The organism is Micromonospora sp. NPDC048999 (assembly GCF_040649295.1).
GTDB lineage: Bacteria > Actinomycetota > Actinomycetes > Mycobacteriales > Micromonosporaceae > Micromonospora.
On the sequence record NZ_JBEZFI010000041.1, the window covers coordinates 22,546 to 47,889 of the forward strand.

Below are 25,344 nucleotides of genomic sequence, written 5' to 3' on the forward strand. Positions count from 1 at the left end.
CCGCGGGTCAGCCCCGCCGCCGGCGGCGGGCCTCGTGCGCCCGCGCGGTCAGCTCCGCCGCCAGCCGCCACGCCTCGGCCAGGTCGCGGTCGGGCGCGGCCGCGCCCGACCCGCCGGCGGTGTCGGCGTGCACCGTGGCCAGCCGCAGGCACCGCTGCACCGGGCCCTGGGTCACCCGCACGCTCTGGATCCGGGCGTACGGCACCAGCGTCATCCGGCGGGTCAGCAGCCCGGACCGGGCGACGAAGACCTGCTCGTCCAGGCCGGCGCCGACCGCGGTGCGGGTCAGCGGACGCAGCCAGCGCGCCCGCGGCGGCGGCGCTGTCGTGGGCAGCGCCCCCAGCCGTACGCCGGCCAGCACCTCCGCGACGACCAGTTCGGCGGCGTGCGCGTCGCCGACCGGCAGCAGCCGATCCGGCCGGTTCCGGTCGTCCGGCTCGCCGGCCGAGTAGCCGGCCACCTCCAGCCGCAGGCGCAGCCAGCCCTTCATCCGCCACAGCAGCGGCCAGGTGACGCCGACGGTCTGCACCCGGTGCAGCGGCACGGTCTGCGCCCTGGTCTCCAGCAGGCCGCGACGGACCCGCAGTGTGTCGTCGTCCCGGTCGAGCCGGAAGCTCCAGTCGTCCAGCACCCGACGAACCGGCTGCAGCAGCACGCCGGCCATCGCGGTCAGCGTGCTGGCGACCGCGATGAACGACCAGGACCGCTCGGTGAGGAACTGCATCACCACGAAGGCCACGCCGAGCGGAAGCAGGAACGCCTGCGGGGTGAGCAGCTGGCTGACCAGCAGGTTGTCGTTGCGTACGGTGTGCAGCCGGTGCCCTGCCGGCGCGGGCGCGGGCGGCTCGCCGACGGCGGGCGGGGCGGTGGTCTCACGCGCGCGGCCGGCCACCGCGAGCAGCCGCTGGCGCAGCGCGGTGGCCTCCGCCACGCTCAGGTACGCCAGCGGTGCCTCGGTCTTGCCCCCGCCGACCACCTCCAGCCGCAGCTCGGCCAGCCCGGTGAGCTGTGCCAGCAGCGGCCGGACCACCTCCACGGCCTGCAGCCGCTCCAGCGGAATCGCCCGGGTACGCCGCCAGATCAGCCCCTCGTGCACCCGCAGTTCGCGGCCCACCAGGTGGTAGCCGGTGTTCCACCAGCTGATCACGGACAGCACGGTGGCGCCGAGGGCGAAGAACGCGACCAGCAGGGCGAACCAGCCGAACCCGACCCGGGACAGCGTCGACCAGGAGAGGCCGGCGATCACCACGACCAGCGACTTGGCGCCGTGCAGCACAGGACTGAGTGGGTGCAGCCGCTGCCGTGGCTCCTCCCCGGCGGGCACGGGCGGGACCGGGTTCGTCGGCCAGCCGGGACCGGCCAGGCCCGGGCCGGGCGGCAGCTGGCCGTCCGCCGGCCAGCCGGGAGCGGTGTTGCCCGACACCGGCGGCCACGCGGCCGGGGGCCGGTCGTCGGCGCCCGGGTACGGCGGTGGGGCGCCGGGCCCCGGGTCGGCCGGGCCCTGCATCAAAGCCCCTCCGCCCGGTCCTCGCCCAGCGCGGTCAACCGGTCGCGCAGCCGGGACGCCTCGGCCGGGCGCAGGCCGGGCACCCGGGCGTCGCTCGCCGCCGCGGCCGTGTGCAACTGAACGGTGGCCAGGTCGAACGCGCGCTCCAGCGGCCCGGCGGTGACGTCGACGAACTGCATCCGCGCGTACGGCACGATGGACAGCCGCCGCACCAGCAGGCCGTGCCGAACCAGCAGGTCGTTCTCCCGTTCGGCGTAGCCCCAGGCGCGCACCGCCCGGACGATCGTGACGGTGCGCCAGGCCGCCAGCAGCAGCACCACGCCGAGGGCGGTGCCGAGCAGCCAGTGACCGGTGACGGCCCAGGCCACGGCGAGCACCACCAGCACCACGGCGAGGAGGATGCCGAGCCGGATCAGCTCGACCCAGATCAGGTCCCGGGAGATCGGTTGCCACCGGACGGTGTCCGGCCAGGGCTCAAGGGCGCTGGTCGGGCTCGGCGCCCGGCCGGCGAGGTCGTCACCGTACACCGGCGTGGTCCCTGCGCTCGCTCACCCCTCAGAGGGTAGGCGATTCCGGCACCGACACCACCTCGCGGAGGAAGCCACGCGCGTCGAGGAAGGCGCCGAGTGATTCCCGGTGCTCGGCGCAGGCCAGCCAGGTCTTGCGCCGGTCGGCGGCGTGCAGGCGGGGATTGTTCCAGCGCAACGCCCAGACGGCGGGGGCACGGCACCCCCGCGCGGAGCAGATCCGGGGCTCGTCGGCGGGGGCGGGAGTGGTCACCGGGGCGAGTGTAGGGGTCGCGGCCCGGGAGGTTGAGCGCCGGGCGACCACGGGGGGAGCCGCCCGGCGACGGGGTGAATCGTACACACGCCGGACCGGTGGTTGTCCACCCGTGTTCAGCGTTTTCCGCGCGGCGGGACGGCGTGGCGAAAATCGTCCCTCTCCCACCCTCGGCTCTCAGCTGAACATGACAGTCTTGATACGCACCACGCCGCGACGACGACCAAGCTGTGGAGGACCGGTGGCCCAGCCGACCACGCCCGACGCCCCGATTCCGACCGAGGCCGTGCCGGGCGCGCCGCCGCCGCCGAGCACCACCCCGGCCCAGGACGCCACCCTGCTGGAGCGGGCGCTGTTCGAGATCAAACGGGTGATCGTCGGTCAGGACCGGATGGTCGAGCGGATGTTCGTCGCCCTGCTCGCCCGGGGGCACTGCCTGCTGGAGGGGGTGCCCGGCGTGGCCAAGACCCTTGCCGTGGAGACCCTGGCGAAGGTGGTCGGCGGTTCGTTCGCCCGGGTGCAGTTCACCCCGGACCTGGTGCCGGCCGACATCATGGGCACCCGGATCTATCGGCAGTCCAGCGAGAAGTTCGACGTCGAGCTGGGTCCGGTCTTCGTGAATTTCCTGCTCGCCGACGAGATCAACCGGGCGCCGGCGAAGGTGCAGTCGGCGCTGCTGGAGGTGATGAGCGAGCACCAGGTGTCCATCGGCGGGGAGACCCACCGGGTGCCGGATCCGTTCCTGGTGATGGCCACGCAGAACCCGATCGAGCAGGAGGGGGTCTACCCGCTGCCGGAGGCGCAGCGGGACCGCTTCCTCATGAAGATCGTGGTGGGTTACCCGACCGACGTCGAGGAGCGGGAGATCGTCTACCGGATGGGTGTCGCGCCGCCCGAGCCGGCCCGGGTCTTCGACACCCCGGACCTGGTCGCCCTGCAGCGCAAGGCCGACCAGGTGTTCGTGCACAACGCGCTGGTCGACTACGCGGTCCGGCTGGTGCTGGCCACCCGCGCGCCCGCCGAGCACGGCATGCCGGACGTGGCGCAGCTCATCCAGTACGGCGCCAGCCCGCGCGCGTCGCTCGGCCTGGTCCGGGCCACCCGGGCGCTGGCGCTGCTGCGGGGCCGGGACTACGCGCTGCCGCAGGACGTGCAGGACATCGCCCCGGACATCCTGCGTCACCGGCTGGTGCTCAGCTACGACGCGCTTGCCGACGACGTGCCGGCCGACCACGTCGTGCACCGGGTGATGTCGACCATCCCGTTGCCGTCGGTCGCGCCCCGGCAGCAGGCCACCCCGTCACCGGCCGTCCCGCACGGGACCGGCTGGCCCGGTCAGCTGCCGTGACCCCACCCACTCGGCTGCCGGCCACCGGCGACCGGTCCGGGGCCGTCCTCGCCCGGTTGCAGCTGATGGTCACCCGCAAGCTCGACGGGCTGCTCCAAGGCGACTACGCCGGGCTGCTGCCCGGCCCGGGCAGCGAGGCGGGGGAGTCCCGGGAGTACCGCCCCGGCGACGACGTACGCCGGATGGACTGGCCGGTCACCGCGCGAACCATGATGCCGCACGTCCGGCGTACGGTGGCCGACCGGGAGTTGGAGACCTGGCTGGCGGTGGACCTGTCGGCGAGCCTGGACTTCGGCACCGGGCGGTGGCTCAAGCGGGACGTGGTGGTCGCCGCCGCGGCCGCCCTGGCGCACCTGACCGTCCGGGGCGGCAACCGGATCGGTGCGGTGGTCGGCACGGGCGGTCCCGGGCCCACGCGGACCGGCCGGTGGCGGGGCGAGGCGCCGGCCCCCAGGCCGGGGACGCTGCTGCGGCTGCCCGCCCGGGCCGGCCGCAAGGAGGCGCAGGGGCTGCTCCGGGCGATCGCCGGGACCGAGATCCGCCCCGGCCGCAGCGATCTCGGGGAACTGGTCGACATGCTCAACCGGCCGCCGCGTCGGCGTGGCGTGGCGGTGGTGATCTCCGACTTCCTCGCGCCGCCGCGGCAGTGGGGCCGGCCGGTCCGTAAGCTGCGGGTCCGGCACGACGTGCTGGCGATCGAGGTGGTTGACCCGCGCGAGCTGGAGCTGCCCGACGTGGGGGTGTTGCCGGTGGTGGACCCGGAGACGGGGGAGCTGCACGAGGTGCAGACCGCCGACCCGGGCCTGCGCCGCCGGTACGCCGAGGCGGCCACCGCCCAGCGCGCGGCCATCGCCGCCGAGCTGCGTGCCGCCGGCGCGGCCCACCTGCGGCTGCGCACCGACCGAGACTGGCTGCTGGACATGGTGCGGTTCGTCGCCGCCCAGCGGCACGCCCGGACCCGAGGGACGACCCGATGATCCGTTTTCTGCAACCGTGGTGGCTGCTGGCCGTGCTGCCGGTGCTCGCCCTGGCCGCCGCGTACGTCTGGCGGCAGCTGCACCGGCGGGCGTACGCGATGCGGTTCACCAACGTCGACCTGCTGCGTACCGTCGCGCCCAAGGGCCTGGGCTGGCGGCGGCACGCGGCGGCCACCGCCTTCCTGCTCTGCCTGCTGGTCCTGGCCACCGCGCTGGCCCGGCCGGCGGTGGACACCCGGGAGCCCCTCGAACGGGCCACCGTGATGCTCGCCATCGACGTGTCGCTGTCGATGCAGGCCGATGACGTCGCGCCGACCCGCCTCGAGGCGGCGCAGGAGGCGGCCAAGCAGTTCGTCGGGGAGCTGCCGGCGAGTTACAACGTCGGGCTGGTGTCCTTCGCCAAGTCGGCGAACGTGCTGGTTCCGCCCTCCAAGGATCGAGCGGCGGTGACCACCGCCATCGACGGACTCGTCCTGGCCGAGGCGACCGCCACCGGGGAGGCGGTCTTCACCTGCCTGGAGGCGATCCGCTCGGTGCCCGCGGACGGCGCGGCCGGCATCCCGCCGGCCCGGATCGTGCTGCTCTCCGACGGCTACCGCACGGCCGGTCGGTCGGTGGAGGAGGCGGCCGCCGCGGCGCAGGCGGCCAACGTGCCGGTCTCCACCATCGCGTTCGGCACCGACTCGGGCACGGTGGACATCGGCGGTCAGCTCCAGCGGGTGCCGGTGGACCGGACGGCGCTGTCGGAGCTGGCGGAGACCACCCGGGGCTACTTCTACGAGGCCGCCTCGGTGAGCGAGCTCAAGCGGGTCTACCAGGACATGGGCAGCTCGATCGGGTACCGGACCGAGCCGCGCGAGATCACCCAGTGGTACGCGGGGATCGCGCTGCTGTTCGCCCTCTGCGCCGGCGCGCTGAGCCTGCTCTGGTCGTCCCGCCTGCTCTGAGGCGGCCCGGCGCGGGGCCGGTTGCGCTGAGACGTCGAGTGCCGGCCATGCGGCCGTGCGCCCGTACCGGTGGGGTCAGTGACCGCCGGTCAGGACGAAGAGGACGGCCACCCAGACGGCGGCGAGGGTGAAGCCCAGCGGGGCGACGTAACGGCTCATGGGACTGCTCCGTGGCGACGGCGTTCCGGGATCGACGACCGGACCGCAGGGGGTGGATCAGGGCGTACGCACACGAGAGTCGTGACCGGGGTGCTCCTCCGCGGCAGCCGGATGGGCCGCACAGCACGATCGCCCCGGCCAATTGGCGGGGAGATGGGTGATGCGGAGGCGCGGGAAACTGGGTCAGCTCAGCGACTAAGCCGTGGCTCAGCGGGGCTGACGGCGGGCCCGGCCACGACTAGGAGGATCGCTATCTCGCACAGCGATCACCTCCTGCGGTCGGCGGAGCTCCGAAAGCGGGCGTGCTTCGGCCCGCAAGACAAGAACATCATACACACGCGTACCACCGCCCCGCACCCAGCCGACCGGCTGCCGCTGCCCCACCCAGGGGTCACCGGGCCTTGGTCCGACGGGCGGCGCCACCAGCGCGGCCCGCGGTGGGCGCCGGCGGTGCCGGCAGGGGTGGGACGGGCCGGGTCACTCGGCAGCGGGGCGTGCCGCGTCGAGGAGAAGCTTCGCCAGACGGCGGGCCGCCCGCGCGGGATGCGCATCGGGGCGGGTCAGCGCGTGGACGAGCACCCCGTCGATCAGCACGAGTAGTTGGTCGGCGGCGCCGGCGGGGTCGGGGTGGCCGTACCGGACCAGCTCGTCGACGAGCAGCCGGTGCAGCCCCTCCTTGTACGCCCGGACTTCGGCGTGCGCCGGGTGCGTCGGGTCGGGCAGCGCCAGCTCCGCTGAGGTGTAGCGGCAGCCCCGGAAGGTCGGGCGGGTGGTGACCGCCTCCAGTTCGTCGAAGACGGCCAGGATCCGGTCCCGAGGGTTGTCACCAGCGCGTCGCATCGCCTCCCGGTAGCGCTCCGGCACCCCGGACGTGCGCAGTGCCTCGGCAACCAGCCCGTCCTTGCCGCCGAAGTGCTGATAGAGGGAACGGCGGGCAACGTCGGCCTCCTTGAGGATGGCGTCCACGCCGACGTGCACCCCTTCCCGATAGGTGAGGTCGCGGGCGGCGGTGAGGAGGCGTTCCCGGGGGCCGGGTCGATCGGTCACGGCATCGATTCTGGCACGAGGCTTGACGGTAGAACAACCAGTCGATCTAATGTCCGGCATGAGTAGACCGACCGTTCTATCTACGCCGGCGGTGGCCGTCTCGTGGGCAACCTTGCCCACCGTGCTGACCGGCGTCTTCATGACGATTCTCGATTTCTTCATCGTCAACGTGGCCATCCCGGCCACACAGCGCGACCTGCACGCCACCGCTGCCCAGGTGGAGTGGGTGATCGCCGGCTACGGCCTGGCGTACGGCTCCGGCCTGATCCTCGGCGGGCGGCTCGGCGACCTGGCCGGCCGGCGGCGGGTCTTCACCATCGGGTTGGCCCTGTTCACCCTCGCCTCGGTCGCCTGCGGCCTCGCCCCGGACGCCGGCGCGCTGATCGCCGCCAGGGTCGTCCAGGGCGCCTCGGCGGCGCTGCTCGCCCCGCAGGTACTGGCCATCCTGCGCACCGCCTACCAGGGCGCCGCCCAGCTGCGGGCGATCAACGCCTACGCCCTGACGATGGGGCTGGCCGCGGTGTTCGGACAGCTCATCGGAGGGCTGCTCATCCACGCCGACCTGTTCGGTCTGGGCTGGCGGACCTGCTTTCTGATCAATGCCCCGATCGGGGTGGCGGCGTTGCTGCTGGCCCGGCGGGTGGTGCCGGAGAGCCGGGGGCCCGCGGGAGTGCGCCTCGACCTCGGCGGGGCCGTACTGGTGACCGCCGCGCTGGTGGGCATCCTGCTGCCGCTCATCGAGGGGCGCGAGCAGGGGTGGCCGTGGTGGACCTGGCTCTTCTTCGCCCTCGCCGGGCTACTCCTCGTGGCGTACGCGCGCCGTCGGCACGAGCAGCCGCTGATCGACCCGGCGCTGTTCCGGGAGCGAGCCTTCTCCGCCGGCCTGTTCACCCAGCTCGCCTTCACCATGGGTATGGCCGCGTACTTCCTGATTTTTGCCCTCTACGCGCAGCAGGGCCGCGGTTTGGACGCGCTCGGCGCCGGCCTCTTCTTCGTGCCGCTCGGTGTCGGCTACCTGGCCGCCTCGCTGGCCGCGCCCCGCCTCGTGGCCCGGTACGGCCGCCAGGTGATCGCGGCCGGTGGGCTGACCCGGGCCGTGGCGCTGGCCGTGCTGCTCGTCGCCGTGGCCGGGCAGCGGCCGATCGGCTGGCTGGTACCCGCGCTGCTGGTCGACGGGATCGGGATGGGCCTGGCGCTGGCGCCCATCATGGGCACCGTGCTGGCTCGGGTCGCGCCCCGACACGCCGGCGCGGCGGCGGGGGTGCTGACCACGGCGCAGCAGGTCGGGGCGGCCGTCGGGGTGGGAATCGTCGGGATCATCTACTACGGCAGCTTGCGAAACGGGACCACGTCCGCCTTCCAGCACGGCCTCGGGTACCTGATCGTCGTCACAGCGGCGGTCGCCGTGCTGGCGCAACTCCTGCCCCGAACCACCCCGGCCGGCGGGCGCGACCGGACCACGACGGTTACCCGATAGGCCGCCCTGCGGCGCCACCAGCGCGGCCAGGACCAGGGCGAACAGCGGCAGCCAGCAGATCCGGGCGGCCACCCAGCCGGGGCCGGCCGGGGCGGTGTGCAGCCCCGGCAGGGCCCGGCCGAGGTGCGCGGCGAGCGCCGTCACCGCGACCAGTACCGGCTGGTGCCACAGATAGATCCTCATCGCCTCCCGGTTGACCGCGGCCACCACCCGCGCCGGGCGGGGTCGGTCGAGCAGCCGGGCCAGCGCCGGCCGGGCCAACAACGCGAGGCCGACCTGCCCGACCCCCAGCGCGACGGCGAACAGCGACGGCGGGTTCAGGTTGGACACGCCCGCGCCGGGCACTCCCACGGCGCTGGTCGGGTAGCCGAGCGCGACCAGCCCGAGGAGCGTCACGCCGCCGGCCGCGGCGAGCCCGGCGGGGCGTGGGCCGGTCAGCCGTCCGTCGGCGTGCGCGACCCCGAGCAGCCAGGGCACCACCCAGGCGGCCAGCAGGGCGACCGGTAGCCGCCCAGGCGCCGCCGGCAGCAGCCGGGCGGCCAGGTCCGCCGCGGCCACCACGGTCACCGCCGGGGCGGCGCAGCGCAGCGGACCCCACCGGCGTACGGCCGCCCGCAGCGGCCCGGTCAGCGCGGAGAGCGCCACCAGCGGCAACAGGAACCACAGCGGACTGGCCGCCAGTGTGACCGCCACCGAGAGGGTGCCGTCCGGGGCGCCCAGGACGATCGCGGCCAGCAGCACCCCGGAGCCGACGCCGAGCAGCGCCAACGCCGGGCCGAGCAGCCGGCCCAGCCGGCGCGCCAGCCAGCGCCCGGCACCGTGCGGGTACCCGGCCAGCGACCTGGTGGCCGCGTACCCGGCGGTGAAGAAGAACAGTCCGAGGGTCTGCAGCAGCCAGGTGGCCGGGGCCAGGGCCGGCAGCGCGGTCAGCGGGCTGGCCGTGCGCAGGGCCCCGTCGGCGGTCAGCACCAGGGCGGTGACCAGCCAGTGCCCGAGCACCACCCCGCCGATCGCGTACGCCCGCAGCGCGTCGATCACCCGGTCCCGGGTCGCGGGCGGCGCTTCTGTTCGCGACTGCGGGGCTCGCAGGCCCGGCTCGCTCCTCGCGCTCACGGGGCCACCGCCCGATCGGCGGTGCCGGCGAGCACGACCGACGCCACCGCGCTCGTCGTGGCACTCCCGGGTGCCAGGTAGCCGTCGTGGCCGGTCACCCCCGTGGTGGGCAGCGGCCGGGCGCCGAAGGCCGGGTCGCCGGGGCGGACGCCGTGCCCCAGGCCGGGCAGCCGTACCTCCGGCACCCGGCGGATCCAGTCGGTCGGCGCCTCCGCCGCCCAGATCCGTACCCGGCCCAGGTCGCCGGCCCGGTCCACGCCGACGCCCACCCCGCCGAGCGTGACCACGTCGGTCACCCCGGCCGGCGACCGGCGGGCGGTGAGCCCGACGACCAGCGCCCCGTAGCTGTGCCCGACCAGCGTCACCGTGGCCTCCGGGCGACGGTCGGCGAGCACCCGCAGCTGGGCCAGGAGCGCGGCGGCTCCCCGGCGGGCCGGGGCCGGGCCGGCTGCGGCCGGCACCCCGTCGGGCGGGCGGTAGCCGAGCCAGACCAGCACCGCGACCCGGGCGTCGGGGTCGGTCGCGCGCAGCGCCTCGTACAATTCGGCCCCCTGCCGGGCCGGCGCCCGCCGCGCCACCCCGCCCAGCCCCCGGTCGAAGTCGCGCAGCGTGCTGCCCACCCCGGGGACCAGCACCGCGATCCGGTCGGCGGCGGCTAGGTCGCCGAGCACCTCCACGGCGAGGCCGTCGCGCGGATCGAAGACCAGGAACCGTCGGCCGGCCGAGGCCCAGCCGTCGTACGGCGGTCCGGCCGTTCTCAGCCGGGCCGCGACCAGCGGGTACGCCTCGACGTACGCGGCCGGTGCCATCGGGACGGGGCAGTCTGGCAGCAGCAGGCCGAGGCCGAGCAGCACGGTCAGCGTCGCCCGGGCGGGTCGGTTCCAGTGCATCGTCGTCTCCCTCCGGAAGTTCTCCGGCGGGAGCGTGCGACGCGGACAGGTCGAAGATCGTCACCCCGCGGGGTGGTTCCCGGCGTGCTACCCGGGAACTATTCGCCGGCGGCGACCAGACCGGTCTCGTACGCGACGACCACGGCCTGGGCGCGGTCGCGGAGCTGGAGCTTGGCCAGGATCCGCCCGACGTGGGTCTTGACCGTCTGCTCGGCGACCACCAGGTCGGTGGCGATCTCCGCGTTGGAGCGTCCCCGGGCGATCAGACGCAGCACGTCGGTCTCCCGAGGGGTCAGGCCGGCCAGGTCGGCCGGGCGGGGCCGGCGGTGCCCGGGCCGGGCGGCGAACTCGGCGATCAGCCGGCGGGTCACGGCCGGCGCGAGCAGCGCGTCCCCGGCCGCCACCACGCGGACGGCGTGCACCAGGTCGGCGGCGGGGGCGTCCTTGAGCAGGAAGCCGCTCGCCCCGGCGCGCAGCGCCTCGTAGACGTAGTCGTCGAGGTCGAAGGTGGTCAGGATGAGCACCCGGGGCCGGTCCACGCGGCGGTCGCCGAGCAGCTGACGGGTGGCGGCCAGCCCGTCCAGCACCGGCATCCGCACGTCCATCAGCACCACGTCCGGGTCCAGCCGGCGGGCCGCCTCGACCGCCGCCGCACCATCGGCCGCGTCGCCCACCACGAGCAGGTCCGGCTGGGCGGCCAGCAGCGCGCCGAAGCCCTGCCGGACCATCGCCTGGTCGTCGGCGATCAACACCCGGATCATGCCGGCCTTTCCTCCCCGTCGTACGGCAGCAGCGCGTCGACGGCGTACCCGCCGCCGTCGAGCGGCCCGGCGGCGAACGTACCGCCCAGCGCGAGGGCCCGTTCGCGCATCCCGGTCAGCCCGTGTCCGGCGCCCCGCTCCACGTTGGTCGGGGCGGCCGGACCGGCGGTGTTCTCGACCCGGACGGTCAGGGCGTGCGGCCCGGGGTGCACGCTGACCCGTACCGCCGCACCGGGCGCGTGTCGGGCGGCGTTCGCCAGCCCTTCCTGCACGATCCGGTACGCGGCCAGCCCGACCGGCGCGGGCGTTCCGGCGGCCGGCGTGGGGGCGTCCAGGGTGACGGCGAGGCCGGCGCGGTGGGCGGCCTCCACCATCGGCGCGATGTCGGCCAGGCCGGGCTGCGGCGCGGTCTGCGGACCGGCCGACTCGCTGCGCAGCACGCCGAGCAGGCGGCGCATGTCGGTCAACGCCTCCCGGGCCGAGCCGGCGATGGCGGCGAACTCGGCGCGCGCGCCGTCGGGCACGTCGGCCAGGCGGTACGGCGCGGTCTCCGCCTGCACGGCGATCATCGACATGTGGTGGGCGACCACGTCGTGCAGTTCCCGGGCGATGCGGGCGCGTTCCTCCAACACCGCCCGGCGTTCCTGCTCCCGCTCGCTGAGCTCGGTCTGCTCGGCCAACGCGCGGCGGGAGACCCGGTTGCCCCGCACCAGGTCGCCGAGCGTCAGCAGGGCCAGGACCAGGAGCGCGACGCCGGCCCGGTTGTTCGGGTGGACCAGCGTGAGCACCGGCACCATCGTGATCAGCCCCACCCAGACCAGCATCCGCCGGTTCACCCGGGCGGCCACCACCGCGAGCACGAGCAGCGACCCGAGCACCAGCACCGGGCTCCACGGCCAGGGCGCGCGGGGCGGGGCGTTGAACGTGCAGGTGGCCAGCGCGACGATGGTGAGTCGCCAGGCGAGCAGGGGGCGTCGGGGCAGGACGATCAGCGGGGCGATGGTCAGCGCCGTGAGCAGCACCGGCACGATCCCGGGCAGGTGCCGGTTGGTCTCCCAGGCGAGGGTGGCGGCGAAGAGGCCGGCCAGCGCGAAGAGGCCAGCGGGGCGCAGGAACCGGGCCAGCCGGGGCCAGCGCTCCAGCGGCGGCCGGACGGGTGGGACGTCCGGGCCGGCGATGACCCGTCGCAGCGCCGGCCACCAGGTTCCGACCCACGATTGCTCCACCAGCGGCAGCGTACGGGCCGGTGGCGTCGACGTCGTCCCACCACGGGGTGAGGCCCGGCGTCGTACCCCGGTGTGACCTGCTCGCGTTAGCGCTTACCTGCCGGTAACCCCTAGGCTCCGACCGGCGAGATCAGCTGAGCAGAGGGGGAACCGTGGCCCGCACCGTGCTGGTGACCGGCGGAAACCGGGGGATCGGCCTGGCCATCGCGCAGGCGTTCGCCAAGCAGGGCGACCGGGTGGCGGTCACCCATCGCAGCGGCGACGCCCCGGAGGGGCTGTTCGGCGTGAAGTGCGACGTGACCGACGCCGAGTCGCTCGACGCCGCGTTCACCGCGATCGAGGCCGAGCTGGGCCCGGTCGAGGTGCTGGTCGCCAACGCCGGCATCACCGACGACACGCTGCTGATGCGGATGTCCGAGGAGCAGTTCACCCGGGTGCTCGACACCAACCTGACCGGCACGTTCCGCTGCGCCAAGCGGGCCTCGACGAAGATGCTCCGCGCCCGGTGGGGGCGGATGATCTTCATCTCCTCGGTGGTCGGCCTCTACGGGGGTGTCGGCCAGGTGAACTACGCGGCCAGCAAGGCGGGCCTGGTGGGCGTGGCCCGCTCGATCACCCGCGAGCTGGGCAGCCGCAACATCACCGCCAACGTGGTCGCGCCCGGCTTCATCGACACCGACATGACCGCGGCGCTGCCCGAGGAGCGCCGCACCGAATACCGCAAGGCGATCCCGGCCGGCCGCTTCGCGCAGCCGGACGAGGTCGCCGGCGTGGTCACCTGGCTCGCCTCCGACGCGGCCGGGTACATCTCCGGCGCCGTCATCCCGGTGGACGGCGGCCTGGGCATGGGTCACTGAGAAACACGGAGGAATTGCGCAATGTCCGGACTTCTGGCCGGTAAGCGGCTGCTGGTCACCGGCGTCATCACCGACGCCTCGATCGCCTTCTCCGTGGCGAAGCTCGCCCAGGAGAACGGCGCCCAGGTCGTGCTCACCGGCTACGGCCGGCTCTCCCTGGTCGAGCGGATCGCCAAGCGGCTCCCCGAGCCGGCCCCGGTGATCGAGCTGGACGTGACGAACCCGGAACACCTCGCCGGGCTGGCCGACAAGGTGCGCGAGCACGTCGACGGCCTGGACGGGGTGGTGCACTCGATCGGCTTCGCCCCGCAGAGCTGCCTCGGCGGCGGCTTCCTCGACGCGCCGTGGGAGGACGTGGCCACCGCGGTCCACGTCTCGACCTACTCGTACAAGTCCCTGGCCATGGCGGCGCTGCCGCTGATGTCGGCGGGCGGCGCGGTGGTCGGCCTCACCTTCGACGCCACCAAGGCCTGGCCGGTGTACGACTGGATGGGCGTGGCCAAGGCCGGGCTGGAGTCCGCCTCCCGCTACCTGGCGCTGCACCTGGGCAAGCGGGGCATCCGCAGCAACCTCGTCGCCGCCGGGCCGCTGCGCACCATCGCCGCCAAGTCCATCCCCGGCTTCGAGCAGTTCGAGGACGCCTGGGCCGACCGGGCCCCGCTCGGCTGGAACCTCACCGACCAGGAGCCCGCCGCCCGAGCCTGCCTGGCGCTGCTGTCGGACTGGTTCCCCGCCACCACCGGCGAGATCGTCCACGTCGACGGCGGCTACCACGCCATCGGCGCCTGAGGTGTAAACAGGGGCCCCCTTTAGCGAAGGGGCCCCTGTTAACGCCCCGGCCCGGGGCCGTTGCCGGGCCGTCACGGCCGTCGGGGAAGAATGGGGCCATGGCGTACGACGCGTTGGTGCTGGTCTCCTTCGGCGGCCCGGAGCGGCCCGAGGACGTGCGGCCCTTCCTGCAGAACGTGACCCGGGGACGGGGCGTGCCGCCGGAACGGCTCGAAGAGGTGGTCCAGCACTACCTGCACTTCGGCGGGGTGTCCCCGATCAACCAGCAGTGCCGGGAGCTGCTCGCGGCGATCCGCGCGGACTTCGCCACCAACGGCGTCGACCTGCCGGTCTACTGGGGCAACCGGAACTGGGACCCGATGCTCGCCGACACCGTGGCGCGGATGCGCGACGACGGCGTCAAGCGGGCGCTCGCCTTCGTCACCAGCGCGTACGGCGGCTACTCCTCCTGTCGGCAATACCAGGAGGACATCGCCGCGGCACGGGCCGCGGTCGGCCCGGACGCCCCGGTGATCGAGAAGCTGCGCCAGTTCTGGGACCACCCGGGCTTCGTCCAGCCGCACGCCGACGCGGTGCGCACGGCGCTGGCCCAGCTCGACCCGGCCCGGCGGGACAGCACCCGGCTGGTGTTCACCGCCCACTCCATCCCGACCTCGATGGCCGCCACCGCCGGCCCGCACGGCGGCCGATACACCGCGCAGCTGGCGGAGACCGCCCGGCTGGTGCACGCCGCCGCCGCGCCGGACCTGCCGTACGACCTGGTCTGGCAGAGCCGCTCCGGGCCGCCGCAGGTGCCGTGGCTGGAGCCGGACATCAACGACCACCTGGCCACCCTCGCCGGGCAGGGCGTCACCGGTGTGGTGGTCAGCCCGATCGGGTTCGTCTCCGACCACCTCGAGGTGGTCTGGGACCTGGACACCGAGGCCCTGGAGACGGCCAAGCAGCTCGGCCTGGACTACGTCCGCGCCGGCACCCCCGGCACCGACCCGCGTTTTGTGGCGATGGTGCGCGAACTGGTCCTCGAACGCACCACCCCGGATACCGAGCGCCGCCGCCTCGGCGAGCTGCCGATGTGGGACACCTGCCCGACGGCGTGCTGCGTGCCCCCGGCCCGTCGTCCGTCAGCCTGACCGACCTCCCGACACCCCTGGGGGACCACAACATGCATGACCGCAAGCCGGTGCAGAGCTGGCTCACCGACATGGACGGCGTGCTGGTGCACGAGGGCCAGCCGGTGCCGGGCGCGCCCGAGTTCGTCAAGCGGCTGCGCGCCTCCGGCAAGCCCTTCCTGGTGCTGACCAACAACTCGATCTACACGCCGCGCGACCTGCAGGCCCGGCTCAACCGGATGGGCCTGGACGTGCCGGAGGAGGCCATCTGGTCCTCCGCCCTGGCCACCGCCCAGTTCCTGGCCGACCAGCGGCCGGGCGGCACCGCGTACGCGATCGGTGAGGCCGGCCTGACCACGGCCCTGCACGCGGTGGGGTACGTGCTCAGCGACTTCGCCCCGGACTACGTGGTGCTGGGGGAGACCCGCACCTACAGCTTCGAGGCGATCACCAAGGCGATCCGGTTGATCAACGACGGCGCTCGGTTCATCTGCACCAACCCCGACGCGACCGGCCCGTCGGTGGAGGGCGCGCTGCCGGCGGCCGGCTCGGTCGCCGCGATGATCTCCAAGGCGACCGGGGTGGAGCCGTACTTCGTTGGCAAACCCAACCCGATGATGATGCGCTCGGCGTTGAACACCATCGAGGCGCACTCGGAGAGCACCGCGATGATCGGCGACCGGATGGACACGGACATCCTGTGCGGCCTGGAGGCGGGGCTGGAGACGATCCTGGTGTTGACCGGCATCAGCACCCGGGCGGAGGCGGAACGCTACCCGTACCGGCCGTCCCGGATCGTCAACTCGGTCGCCGACCTGATCGACGAGATCTGAACGGCGCCGACGCCTGCGGGGCGCAGGCGTCGGCCACACGGCGATGCGATGCCCATTTCTGGCGGGTGGAGGACAGGGGGCTTCGACCTCACCGAGATCGACCAGCTCTGACCTCGCTGCGGCCGGCGCGCCCGGTGGCCCACCTGTTGCGAGAGCCGGCCTAGGCCGACAGTGGGGCGTTGCAGGCGGCCACCAGGGCCTGCCGACAGGCGGTGGTGAGTGGGCGCAGCGCCGCGTCCCGCTGCTGCGCCTCGTAGGTGTTCACCGCCCCGCCCGGGGCGCTCTCGCCGGCCAGGGCGAGCACCCGGTCGAGCACGGCCGCGCGGGCGAACAGCCGGCGGGCTCGCGGGTCGAAGCCCGGGGGCAGGTCGGTGGTGCCGTCGGGGCGGCGCAGCGCGGCGAGGGCCCCGGCCAGCTCGGGCCGCCACTGGGCCACATCGAGCCGGGTGAGCGCGGCGGTCGTTTCGGCGAGCGCGACGGCCAGCTCGGCTTCCGCCTCCGCCGCGCCGGGCACCGCGAGGGACGCCTTCGGTGCGTCGACCGGCAGCGGGTACACCCGCCAGAGCACGGTCTCCCAGGTCATGCCCGAGCCGGAGGTGTGGCTGCGTACCTCGGGGACGAGGCCGAGCCCGCTGGCCACCACCGCCTCGCCGGCGAGCAGCGCCGCGCCGGCGAAGTCGCCGGGGCCGGGCAGGCCGCGCGGGTCGCCCGGGGCTGGCAGCACGAGGCGGATCTCGTCCGGGGAGAGCTTCGCCAGGCTGGGCAGCGCCTCCCGCAGGGACACGTCGGTCCAGGCGCCGGGGGCGTCGGCGACCAGGTGCTCCTCGTCGCCGGCGATCTCGTCGGCGACTTCGTCGAAGGGCACCAGGCCGGCCCGCCAGGCGCGTACCCAGGCAACGAACCGGCTCGACCGGCGCGGAGCAAGCGTCGCCGCGCCCGCTGCGGGGGAGGACATGCCGAAAAGGGTACGTGCTCCCCACCGCCCCTGTCTCGACTGCCGCACCGGCGGCGCGACCTGCCCCCAACTACCCCCTTCGCCCGTTTCGTGGGGCGTGCTCCGGCCCGGCGAGTGGCCCGCCGGGCGGCGAGTCGCCGAGCGGCGTGCCGGACCGCTGACTACCGTGATCGACATGGCGGGGCGATACGACATGGACGTGCTGGCGGGGGACTGGCGGCGGCGGAAGGTCACCCCGGAGGTGGACGCCGAGCCGGACCTGGTCGTCGAGGACGCCGACTCCGGGTTCTGCGGTGCGGTCGTCGGCTTCGAGTCCGGCGCCGTGGTGCTGGAGGACCGGCACGGCCGGCGGCGCAACTTCCCGCTGCTGCCGGCCGCGTTCCTGCTCGACGGCCGGCCGGTCACCCTGCGCAAGCCGGTACGCGCCCCGGTGCCGGCCGCCCGACGGCGTACCGCCTCCGGCTCGATCGCGCTCGACAACGTCCGGGCCCAGGTCGCCAAGGCCAGCCGGATCTGGGTCGAGGGCATCCACGACGCGGCGCTCGTGGAGCGGATCTGGGGCGACGACCTGCGGATCGAGGGCGTGGTGGTGGAACCCCTGGACGGCATCGACGCCCTGGCCGCCGAGGTACGCGCGTTCGCCCCGGGCCCGGGCCGGCGGCTCGGCGTGCTCGTCGACCACCTGGTGCCGGGGTCGAAGGAGAGCCGGATCGTGGCGGCCGTGACCTCGCCGCACGTGCTGGTCACCGGCCACCCGTACGTCGACGTGTGGCAGGCGGTGAAGCCGAAGGCGCTGGGCATCCCGGCCTGGCCGGTGGTGCCGCCCGGGCGGCCCTGGAAGGAGGGGGTCTGCGCGGCCCTCGGGGTGGCCGAGCCGGCGGACATGTGGCGGCACATCCTGTCCCGGGTGAACAGCTTCGCCGACGTGGAGACGCCGCTGATCAACGCGATGGAGCGGTTGATCGACTTCGTCACCGAACCCGGCTGAGCTGTCAGGTTGAGGTGGGCGGCAGCGGTCCGTACGGGCGCGGCCCGTATGAGCGCCGCAGCCATTCGCGTCGGGCGCGGTCGAGCTCTACCGTCAACCGGCTGCGGGTGTAGGTCTCGGTTTCGCCCGCGCTGCGGATGTTGATGCTTTTGAGCGGGTACAGCCGGCTGAGCCAGAGCAGTCGTACCGCCTCTTCGATGATCGACGGCGGGACGGTGTCGGGATCGCTCTCGAACTTGATCGCGACGGTCACGTCGCTGACCTTTGGGGCGGACTTGTACACCGTGACATCACGGATGGACAGGTCGTGTCCCCTCAGGGCCGCCCCCACTTCATCGAGGGCCGCTTGCTGCCGCTTTTCGCCGCCTTCGGAGCCGCCGTCGACCATATCTTCGTAGATGAAGAGCAGGTAGATCAGCAGCAGAGTTCCAACGACCAGCAGCGCGGCGTGCCACGTCGTACCGAGGCAGCATGCCAGCAGCGCGGCTACGGTGAGGATCTTCCAGGCCGGTTTGGGGAACAGGCGCTGCCGCCAGTTGGTCGGTGCGGGCAGCAACGCGGAGCTGAACACGAACCTGTCGAAGACGCGGTCCAGGGGGCCGCGGCGGGCTGGTCGGGGCGGGTCGGTCAGGTCGGCGAAGAGCGGCGCGGTCTCGGCGATGCTGGCCGCCGCGTAGGCGGTTCGCAGGCGGGATTCGTATTCGGGCAGGTCGAGGCGGCCTTCGTCGAGGGCGCGTTTGAGTCGGCGGGCGACGTCGTCGCGTTCTGCCTGGGACAGTCGTCGGGCGGTGCCGTGCAGGTCTGCGGTGAGGTGGGCCAGGTCGGCGGCCGTGCCCGCCTCCTGTGCCCGGACGATGCGGCTGGCGTGTTCGGTGCCGTCGAGCCGGCCGTCGCGCTGGGCGGCGGCCAGCTCGGCTGCGGCGTCGTGGCGTTGCTGGTCGCTGGCGCGGGCGTCGAGGTCGGCCAGCAGGACGTTGAGGTCACGCAGGCGGCGGGCCTGGTTGATGTCGGCTTCCAGCCCGGGATGCTCAATCTGTGTCACTCGGCCGTCGACGACTGCTTCGGTCAGCCGGGCCTGGGCCGTCTCGCGGTCGGCGGTGCCGGCCAGGAGATCGTTGTCGTCCGCGCCCGGCCAGCCGGGCAGGCCCCGCAGCAGGGACCGCAGTTGCGCGTAGGTGCCGACACCAGGCAGGGCAGCCGACCGTCGTTCGAATTCGGCGGTCGTCAGCCGGCCCTGCGCTGATCCTTCCGCCAGCCAGTGGACCGCCCGTTCGCGGTCGTCGCCGCGTACCCGGGCCGGGTCGAACCACCAGTGTTCGCCGCGCCGGTCGGGCAGGTCGGCGGTGAGCGCCACCAGCTCGCCGCGGGTCTTCGCGGCCTGCACCGCGTCCACGCGCCGGGCGTGCTCGACATTGTCCAGCCGCCCCTCGTCCCGGGCGATGTCCAGAATCCGCACCACGGCCGCACGGTCGTCGTTCGTCGCACGCAGGCCATGCTGCCCGCCGTCGGACCACCCCAGGTTCACAGCAGAGGATCCTAGGCCCAAAGATCAACAGGTACGGGAGCCCGGCGGCCGAGCCGTCAGGTTACGGAGGGCGGCAGTGGCCCGTACGGGCGCGGCCCGTACCGGTGCCGCAGTCGTTGGCGCGTGGCACGATCGAGCCGTACCGTCCATGAGCCGCGTTCGTAGGGCTTGGTGTCGCACACGCTGTGGATTTCGATGCGTTTGAGCGGGTAGAGCCGGCTGAGCCAGAACAGTCGTACCGCCTCGTCGATGATCGGCGGTGGGACGGTGTCGCGGTCGTTTTCGAACCTGATCGCGACGGTCACCGTACGGTCGCCGTCCTCGATCTTGACCTGACGAATGGACGGGTCGTGTCGCCTCAGGGCCGACCGTAGATCAGCGATGACCACCTGCTCCCGGCCTCCGGCGATCTTGGAACAACCGCTGTCGAACATCACAGTGGAAAGGACGAACAGCCAGAACAGCGCAGGAATGCCAAACATGAACACCACAAGATTGCCCGCCACACCGCTGCAGACCCAGGCCAGCAGCGTGCCAACGACGAAAATCTTCCACGCCGGCTTGGAAAACAGGCGCTGCCGCCACCCGCGTGGTGCGGACAGCAACGCGGAGTTGAACACGATTTTGTCGAAGGCGCGGTCGAGCGGGCCGCGCCAGGCCGGTCGGGGTGGGTCGGCCAGGTCGGCGAGAAGCGGCGCCGTCTCGGCGACGGTGGCCGCCGCGTACGCGGTTTGCAGGCGGGACTCGTACTCGGTCAGGTCCAGGCGGCCCTCGTCGAGGGCGCGCTTGAGCCGGCCGGCGATGTCGTCCCGTTCCGCCTGGGACGGCCGCCGGGCGGTGCCGTGCAGGTCCCCGGTGAGCTGGGCCAGGTCGGCGGCGGTGACCGCCTCCTGCGTCTGGACGATGCGGCTGGCGTGTTCGGTGCGGTCGAGTCGGCCGTCGTGGTGAGCGACCGCCAACTCCGCCGCGGTGCCGTGGCGTTCCTGGTCGCTGATCCTCCTGGCCAGGTCGGCCAGCAGGGCTTCCAGGTCACGGACCCGGCGGGCCTGGCTGATGTCGGCTTCCAGGCCCGGACGTTCGGTCGGTTTGACCCGGCCGTCGACGACCGCTTCGGTCAGCCGGGCCAGGGCCGCGTCGCGGTCGGCGGTGCCGGCCAGGAGGTCCCTGCCGTCCGCGCCCGGCCAGCCGGGCAGCCCGCGTAGCAGGGACCGCAGTTCGGCGTACGTGCCGACAGTGGACAGGGCGGCGGACCGTTGTTCGACTTCGGTGGCCGTCAGCCGGCCCTGCGCCGCGCCCTCGGCCAGCCAGTGAACGGCCCGTTCGCGGTCGTCGCCGCGTACCCGTGCTGGGTCGAACCACCAGTGTTCGCCGCGCCGGTCGGGCAGGTCGGCGGTGAGTGCCACCAGCTCGCCGCGGGTCTTCGCGGCCTGCACCGCGTCGACGCGTCGGGCGTGCTCGACGCTGTCCAGCCGTCCCTCGTCCCGGGCGATGTCCAGAATCCGCACCACGGCCGCACGGTCACCGTTCGTCGCACGCAGGTCATCCTGCCCGCCGTCGGACCACCCAAGATTCACAGCAGGATCCTAGGTCCAAAGATCAACAACGCTGCGCGCCGCCCGGGTTCGCTCGTCGTACTCCTCAAGGGTGAGTTGGCCCTCGTTCAAGGCCTGCTGCAGGTCGGCGAGCCGCCGTTCGTGCTGCTCGGGGGTCAGCCGCCCCTCGGCCAGCGCGTCGGCGAGCCAACGGATCGCCAGATCCCGATCAGTGGCCCGGATCCGGAGGTTGCCGAGCCAGTCCCGGACGCCGAGCTCGCGGGGCAGGTCGGCCACGAGGGTGTCGAGTTCGTCGACGTACCGCGCGGCCGCTGCGGCCCGGGAGCGGCGGTCGAACTCCGCCGCGTCGAGCCGGCCCTCCCGCGACGCCAGCTGGAGCACGTCTGCCGCTTGGTGGCGGTCCGCGTTCGTCGCGCGAAGCTTCGCGGTCCGACCGGTCTGATGTTGATCACTGCGCGGCACGCCGAGATCGTAAGGGTTCAACGCACGAGCGCACGCCTCACGGGATCTCGTCGGGGTCGCGGGTGAAGATGAAGGTGGCCAGGTCCAGGGCGACCGGGCGACCGGCCTCGTCCCGCAGCACGGTGAGGATCTCGCCGTCCTGGGGGCCGGAGCGACCGCGCCAGCGGTCCGGGCCCTCCGGGGTGAACCGGAGGACGGGCCGCCCGACCGGGCCGGCCAGCAGGTCACCGGCCGGGTCCGGGCGCAGCTCGTACTCCAGGCCCATCCACCACCAGCGGCCGGTCAGCTCGGCGACGTCCGCCGTGGGCTCGGCGGCCGGCCGCCACGGGGTGGGCGGGGTCGGCTCGGCGTCCAGCGCCAGGGTGAGCACCTGCCGCGCCAGCTCGACGAGATGGTGACCCCCGCGCAGCCCGTAGGAGTTGGCGAAGTCCACTACGGCGGTACGGCTGGGCCGGTGCACCGCCAGGCCGGCGACGTACCCGGGCATCGAGCCGCCGTGGCCGACGTACACCCGGTCGCCGATCCGGTAGAGCTCCAGGCCGAGGCCGTGCCCGCCGGTCCACGAGTCCAGGTCGCTGATCACCACCGGCGCGCACATCTCGGTCAGCGTGGCCGGGGCGAGCACGTCCGGGGCCGGGTCGGCCAGGAACGCCGCCCAGCGGCCCAGGTCCGCGACGGTCGACCAGAGCTGGCCGGCGGGTGCCATCGCGCCGGTGTCGGTACGCGGCTCCTCACGCAGCGTGTCGTGCCAGGGGTGCACCACGTAACCCCGGGCGTACGGCTCGGTCGGGTGGTAGGTGGTGCGGCGCATGTTCAGGGGTTCGAGGAGGCGTTCCCGGAGCAGCTCGGCCCAAGGGGTCCCGGTGATCCGCTCCAGCACCCCGCCGAGCAGCCCGTACGCCAGGTTGGAGTAGTGGTAGACGCGGTGCGGCGGGTGGGCGATCTTCTCCGGCGTCAGCCCGGCGAGCAGGGTGGTCAGGTCGGTGCCCTCGCTCCGCTCCCACCACTGGCCGTCCGGCTCGCGCTGCAGGCCGCCGGCGTGCCCGAGCAGCTGGCGCAGGGTGAGCGCGCCGACGGGGGTGCCGGGCAGGTGCTTGTCCAGTGGGTCGTCCAGGGTCAGCCGGCCCGCGTCGCGCTGCTGCATCACCAGCACGGCGGTCATGGTCTTGCTGATCGAACCGATCCGATATTGCAGGTCGGCGTCGGGGGTGGGGTGGTCGCCGGCGAGCGCGAGGTGGGCGAGGCTGCCGTCGCGGATCACCCCGAGGGCGATCGAGGGGCCGCGTCCCTCGGCCTGGGCCCGGGCGACCAGCGCGTCGACCCGTCGGGCGGTCTCCGGAAGCAGCTCCATGAACATCCTCCTCGGCGAGGTCGGCGGCCGTCGCCGAGCTTACCGATCATGGCGGGTTCGTGGGATGTGCGTAGACGTGTCACGATCGTGGGGTGGACGCAGTGCTGTGGATCGTGTTGGGTGTGTTGCTGGCGGTCGCTGAGATCTTCACGACGACGCTTTTCCTGATCATGTTCGCGGCCGGGGCGTTCGCCGCCGCCGGGGCCTCGGCGCTCGGTGCGCCGATCGAGGTTCAGGCGCTGGCGTTCGCCGTGGTCTCGGTGCTCTGTGTGGCGGTGATCCGGCCGATCATCCGGCGGCACGGGCGGGCGGCGCGCGAAGGCGACGAACGGTTGTTCGGGGTCGAGGCGCTCGCGGGGACGTCGGCCCTGGTGATGGAGCCGGTCGACGTCGAGGAAGGCCTGATCAAGATCGACGGCGAGCTGTGGACCGCTCGGGCGTACGACGCGACGCGGTGCTACGCCGTGGGCGAGCGGGTGCAGGTGATGAAGGTCCAGGGCGCCACCGCCCTGGTTTGGCAGGAAGAGATTTCCACCCCGGGCGGACTGCCCGAGACGAAAAGGTGAGCGGTATGGAGTTTGCAGCGGTCCTGTTGATCGCCGTGGCGGTGATCGCCGTGGTGACACTGGCCAAGGCGGTGCGGATTGTGCCGCAGCAGCGGCAGGACGTGATGGAACGGCTGGGCCGGTACAAGCGGACCCTCAACCCGGGGTTGAACCTGCTCGTGCCGTACGTCGACTCGGTTCGCACCAAGGTCGACCTGCGGGAGCAGGTGGTCAGCTTCCCGCCGCAGCCGGTGATCACCTCGGACAACCTGGTCGTCTCGATCGACACGGTTCTCTACTACAAGGTGGTCGACTCGGTCCGCGCCACCTACGAGATCGCCAACTTCATCCAGGCGATCGAGCAGCTCACCGTGACCACGCTGCGTAACGTGATCGGCTCGCTGGACCTGGAGCGGGCGCTGACCAGCCGCGAGGAGATCAACCGGCACCTGTCCGGCGTGTTGGACGAGACCACCGGCCGGTGGGGCATCAAGGTCACCCGGGTCGAGATCAAGGCGATCGAGCCGCCGCCGAGCATTCGCGACTCGATGGAGAAGCAGATGCGCGCCGAGCGGGACCGCCGTGCCGCGATCCTGAACGCCGAGGGTCTCAAGCAGTCGCAGATCCTCACCGCCGAGGGTGAGAAGCAGGCCGCCGTGCTGCGCGCCGACGGTGACCGGCAGGCCCGGATCCTGCAGGCGGAGGGCCAGGCGAAGGCGATCCGTACCGTCTTCGACGCGATCCACCAGGCCAACCCGAGCCAGAAGGTGCTCGCCTACCAATACCTCCAGGCGCTGCCGCAGATCGCCAACGGCTCCGCGAACAAGGTCTGGATCGTCCCGGCCGAGCTGACCAAGGCCCTGGAGGGGATGGGCGGCGCGCTGGGCGGGCTGGCCAACATGGTCGGCGACGTGCCGTCGCCTTTGGCCAGCCAGAGCGCCGGCGACGTGGAGCGGGAGGCCGCCGAGGCGGCGCAGGCCGCCGCCACCGCCGCCCAGGCGGTCGACAACGAGGTACGCGTCGCCGAGGGGCAGACGAGCGGCGGCACCGTCCCGCAGCAGAGCCTGCCGGCGCCCGAGCCGGTCTCGCCGGAGAGCCTGGTCAACGACCCCTCGGACCAGCGCGAGCGGGGCTGAGCGGGGCCGCCCGACCCCGGGCGGCAAAAGCGAGAAAGTCTCATGCGGCGCCCCGGTGCCTGCCACCATCGGTCTCAAGGACGGGTGGTGACCAGGACCGGGGCGCCGAGCGCGTCCCGCACCGCCCGTAGGCGGAGCGAGGTGACGCATGAAGGAACCGGCGAAGAGCCTGTTCTCCAAGGAACTGTTCTCCCGGGAACCGGTCCCCGGCGCGCACGATCCCGCCGGACCGCTCGGCAGCCGGCGTACCGGGGGCGGGTTCGGGGTGCTGCCGTTCGTCTCCGATCCGGGATCACCCGCGCCGGCCACCAACGCGAGTTGGGCCTGGTCCGTACGCCGGTTCGCCCGCGCGGCGGTCTGGCTGCTACCCGCGTACGCGATTCTCTACGGCCTGGTGGCGATGGCCAGCAAGGGCGGGGTGGGCAACACTCCGTACCCGGCCGACGGCAGCCCGCTCTACCTGGTGGGCTGGGTGGCCGCGGTCTGGCTCGGGCTGCTCGCGCTGCTGGCCCTCACCGGCCTGCTCGCCGCCACCCGCTGCCGGCGGGTCGCCGCGACCGGGCTGCTGGCCGGCATCGCCGGCGTCGTGCTGATGCTGCCCTTCGCCGGGCTGGACGCGCAGGCGCCTGTCTTCGGCACCACCGCGCGCAGCATCGTCCTGGTCGGCACCACCTTCTACAGCATCGGGTGGCTATGCACCGGCTGGTCGGTGGCCCGGTCCGGGATGTTCTCCTACGGCGACGGGATCATGCTGATGATCGCCGCCCCGCTGCTCGGCCTCGGTGGTGCGCTGGTCGGCTCGTTGCAGACCTTCGGTGCGATCTTCGCGCTGGTCTCCGGGCTCGGCATCGGTTACCGCTCCGGTCGCCTGGTCCCCGCCGCCATCGCCCGCGACGCCCTAGCCGCCAGCGCCGAAGCCACCCCCACCCCACGCCCCACCCCACCCACCCCACCCACCCGCACCCCACCCCCCGGCCCCGCGGCCCCCTGAGCTCCTGTTGATCAAGGA

Annotated in this window: 24 protein-coding genes and 1 pseudogene; 12 read left to right on the top strand and 13 right to left on the bottom strand. The window is 73.5% G+C overall.

Features of this window, described 5'->3' with window-relative positions; genetic code table 11:
- Positions 1 to 7: 7 nt before the first annotated feature.
- Genes AB0C02_RS27685 through AB0C02_RS27695 form a run of 3 tightly spaced genes read right to left on the bottom strand, consistent with a single transcriptional unit; the run spans position 8 to position 2,287 of the window.
- On the bottom strand, positions 8 to 1,507 hold the full coding sequence (locus AB0C02_RS27685; RefSeq protein ID WP_357551882.1) for a PH domain-containing protein: 1,500 nt from the start codon (positions 1,505 to 1,507) through the stop codon (positions 8 to 10).
- Positions 1,507 to 2,034 (bottom strand): PH domain-containing protein, encoded by a 528-nt coding sequence (locus tag AB0C02_RS27690; protein WP_357551883.1) that lies wholly within the window; start codon positions 2,032 to 2,034, stop codon positions 1,507 to 1,509. Before AB0C02_RS27690 ends, AB0C02_RS27685 begins: the two co-directional genes overlap by 1 nt.
- A 28-nt stretch (positions 2,035 to 2,062) precedes the next feature.
- Positions 2,063 to 2,287 carry a hypothetical protein gene (locus tag AB0C02_RS27695; protein ID WP_357551884.1) on the bottom strand — a complete coding sequence of 75 codons (225 nt, stop codon included), beginning with the start codon at positions 2,285 to 2,287 and terminating at the stop codon, positions 2,063 to 2,065.
- A 241-nt stretch (positions 2,288 to 2,528) separates the two neighbouring features.
- On the opposite strand from AB0C02_RS27695, the gene AB0C02_RS27700 reads away from it, so the two are divergent.
- Genes AB0C02_RS27700 through AB0C02_RS27710 form a run of 3 tightly spaced genes read left to right on the top strand, consistent with a single transcriptional unit; the run spans position 2,529 to position 5,559 of the window.
- Positions 2,529 to 3,635, top strand: coding sequence for a MoxR family ATPase (locus tag AB0C02_RS27700; protein WP_357551885.1), 1,107 nt, complete (start codon positions 2,529 to 2,531; stop codon positions 3,633 to 3,635).
- Positions 3,614 to 4,612: a DUF58 domain-containing protein gene (locus AB0C02_RS27705; protein ID WP_357551913.1), complete on the top strand. Its 999-nt coding sequence runs from the start codon at positions 3,614 to 3,616 to the stop codon at positions 4,610 to 4,612. The genes AB0C02_RS27700 and AB0C02_RS27705 overlap by 22 nt, the downstream gene beginning before the upstream one ends.
- On the top strand, positions 4,609 to 5,559 hold the full coding sequence (locus tag AB0C02_RS27710) for a VWA domain-containing protein (RefSeq protein WP_357551886.1): 951 nt from the start codon (positions 4,609 to 4,611) through the stop codon (positions 5,557 to 5,559). Before AB0C02_RS27705 ends, AB0C02_RS27710 begins: the two co-directional genes overlap by 4 nt.
- Positions 5,560 to 6,195: 636 nt before the next feature.
- On the opposite strand, the gene AB0C02_RS27715 is transcribed toward AB0C02_RS27710, so the two are convergent.
- A complete protein-coding gene (locus tag AB0C02_RS27715; protein ID WP_357551887.1) occupies positions 6,196 to 6,765 on the bottom strand; it encodes a TetR family transcriptional regulator in 570 nt (189 codons plus the stop codon).
- A gap of 58 nt (positions 6,766 to 6,823) precedes the next feature.
- On the opposite strand from AB0C02_RS27715, the gene AB0C02_RS27720 reads away from it, so the two are divergent.
- Positions 6,824 to 8,242: an MFS transporter gene (locus AB0C02_RS27720; protein WP_357551888.1), complete on the top strand. Its 1,419-nt coding sequence runs from the start codon at positions 6,824 to 6,826 to the stop codon at positions 8,240 to 8,242.
- 81 nt (positions 8,243 to 8,323) lie between these two features.
- On the opposite strand, the pseudogene AB0C02_RS27725 reads toward AB0C02_RS27720, so the two are convergent.
- From AB0C02_RS27725 to AB0C02_RS27740, 4 genes and pseudogenes are all read right to left on the bottom strand, one after another.
- Positions 8,324 to 9,355, bottom strand: a pseudogene (locus tag AB0C02_RS27725) (acyltransferase); the annotation flags it as partial.
- Positions 9,352 to 10,245 carry an alpha/beta hydrolase gene (locus AB0C02_RS27730; protein ID WP_357551889.1) on the bottom strand — a complete coding sequence of 298 codons (894 nt, stop codon included), beginning with the start codon at positions 10,243 to 10,245 and terminating at the stop codon, positions 9,352 to 9,354. The pseudogene AB0C02_RS27725 and the gene AB0C02_RS27730, both read right to left, overlap by 4 nt.
- 98 nt (positions 10,246 to 10,343) lie before the next feature.
- A complete protein-coding gene (locus tag AB0C02_RS27735) occupies positions 10,344 to 11,006 on the bottom strand; it encodes a response regulator transcription factor (protein WP_357551890.1) in 663 nt (220 codons plus the stop codon).
- Positions 11,003 to 12,232: a histidine kinase gene (locus tag AB0C02_RS27740; RefSeq protein ID WP_357551891.1), complete on the bottom strand. Its 1,230-nt coding sequence runs from the start codon at positions 12,230 to 12,232 to the stop codon at positions 11,003 to 11,005. Before AB0C02_RS27740 ends, AB0C02_RS27735 begins: the two co-directional genes overlap by 4 nt.
- Positions 12,233 to 12,384: 152 nt before the next feature.
- On the opposite strand from AB0C02_RS27740, the gene AB0C02_RS27745 reads away from it, so the two are divergent.
- From AB0C02_RS27745 to AB0C02_RS27760, 4 genes are all read left to right on the top strand, one after another.
- Entirely contained in the window at positions 12,385 to 13,089 is a 705-nt protein-coding gene (locus tag AB0C02_RS27745; protein ID WP_357551892.1) for a beta-ketoacyl-ACP reductase, read from the top strand.
- A gap of 21 nt (positions 13,090 to 13,110) precedes the next feature.
- Positions 13,111 to 13,878, top strand: a complete 768-nt coding sequence (gene fabI / locus AB0C02_RS27750) for an enoyl-ACP reductase FabI (RefSeq protein WP_357551893.1) — start codon at positions 13,111 to 13,113, stop codon at positions 13,876 to 13,878.
- 98 nt (positions 13,879 to 13,976) lie between these two features.
- Positions 13,977 to 15,008 carry a ferrochelatase gene (locus AB0C02_RS27755; protein WP_357551894.1) on the top strand — a complete coding sequence of 344 codons (1,032 nt, stop codon included), beginning with the start codon at positions 13,977 to 13,979 and terminating at the stop codon, positions 15,006 to 15,008.
- Positions 14,951 to 15,820, top strand: a complete 870-nt coding sequence (locus AB0C02_RS27760; RefSeq protein ID WP_357551895.1) for an HAD-IIA family hydrolase — start codon at positions 14,951 to 14,953, stop codon at positions 15,818 to 15,820. The genes AB0C02_RS27755 and AB0C02_RS27760 overlap by 58 nt, the downstream gene beginning before the upstream one ends.
- A 160-nt stretch (positions 15,821 to 15,980) precedes the next feature.
- On the opposite strand, the gene AB0C02_RS27765 is transcribed toward AB0C02_RS27760, so the two are convergent.
- On the bottom strand, positions 15,981 to 16,775 hold the full coding sequence (locus tag AB0C02_RS27765; protein ID WP_357551896.1) for a hypothetical protein: 795 nt from the start codon (positions 16,773 to 16,775) through the stop codon (positions 15,981 to 15,983).
- A gap of 175 nt (positions 16,776 to 16,950) precedes the next feature.
- On the opposite strand from AB0C02_RS27765, the gene AB0C02_RS27770 reads away from it, so the two are divergent.
- Positions 16,951 to 17,763 carry a DUF3097 domain-containing protein gene (locus AB0C02_RS27770; RefSeq protein ID WP_357551897.1) on the top strand — a complete coding sequence of 271 codons (813 nt, stop codon included), beginning with the start codon at positions 16,951 to 16,953 and terminating at the stop codon, positions 17,761 to 17,763.
- A 4-nt stretch (positions 17,764 to 17,767) separates the two neighbouring features.
- Here AB0C02_RS27770 and AB0C02_RS27775 read toward each other — a convergent pair whose 3' ends face one another.
- The 4 genes from AB0C02_RS27775 to AB0C02_RS27790 are packed head-to-tail and all read right to left on the bottom strand — an operon-like array spanning position 17,768 to position 22,654.
- Complete coding sequence (locus AB0C02_RS27775) at positions 17,768 to 19,288, bottom strand: DUF1707 domain-containing protein (RefSeq protein WP_357551898.1); 1,521 nt, start codon at positions 19,286 to 19,288, stop codon at positions 17,768 to 17,770.
- 56 nt (positions 19,289 to 19,344) lie between these two features.
- Complete coding sequence (locus AB0C02_RS27780; RefSeq protein ID WP_357551899.1) at positions 19,345 to 20,862, bottom strand: DUF1707 domain-containing protein; 1,518 nt, start codon at positions 20,860 to 20,862, stop codon at positions 19,345 to 19,347.
- Between the two features lie 9 nt (positions 20,863 to 20,871).
- Entirely contained in the window at positions 20,872 to 21,303 is a 432-nt protein-coding gene (locus tag AB0C02_RS27785; RefSeq protein ID WP_357551900.1) for a DUF1707 domain-containing protein, read from the bottom strand.
- Between the two features lie 37 nt (positions 21,304 to 21,340).
- The gene (locus AB0C02_RS27790; protein ID WP_357551901.1) at positions 21,341 to 22,654 is read right to left on the bottom strand and encodes a serine hydrolase domain-containing protein; all 1,314 of its coding nucleotides are present in this window, start codon (positions 22,652 to 22,654) and stop codon (positions 21,341 to 21,343) included.
- Between the two features lie 92 nt (positions 22,655 to 22,746).
- Between AB0C02_RS27790 and AB0C02_RS27795 the strand changes: the two genes are divergently transcribed.
- The 3 genes from AB0C02_RS27795 (at position 22,747) to AB0C02_RS27805 (ending at position 25,326) form a co-directional block, all read left to right on the top strand.
- A complete protein-coding gene (locus AB0C02_RS27795) occupies positions 22,747 to 23,220 on the top strand; it encodes an NfeD family protein (protein ID WP_357551902.1) in 474 nt (157 codons plus the stop codon).
- 5 nt (positions 23,221 to 23,225) lie between these two features.
- The gene (locus AB0C02_RS27800; protein ID WP_357551903.1) at positions 23,226 to 24,335 is read left to right on the top strand and encodes an SPFH domain-containing protein; all 1,110 of its coding nucleotides are present in this window, start codon (positions 23,226 to 23,228) and stop codon (positions 24,333 to 24,335) included.
- A 148-nt stretch (positions 24,336 to 24,483) separates the two neighbouring features.
- Positions 24,484 to 25,326 carry a hypothetical protein gene (locus AB0C02_RS27805; RefSeq protein WP_357551904.1) on the top strand — a complete coding sequence of 281 codons (843 nt, stop codon included), beginning with the start codon at positions 24,484 to 24,486 and terminating at the stop codon, positions 25,324 to 25,326.
- Positions 25,327 to 25,344: the final 18 nt, after the last annotated feature.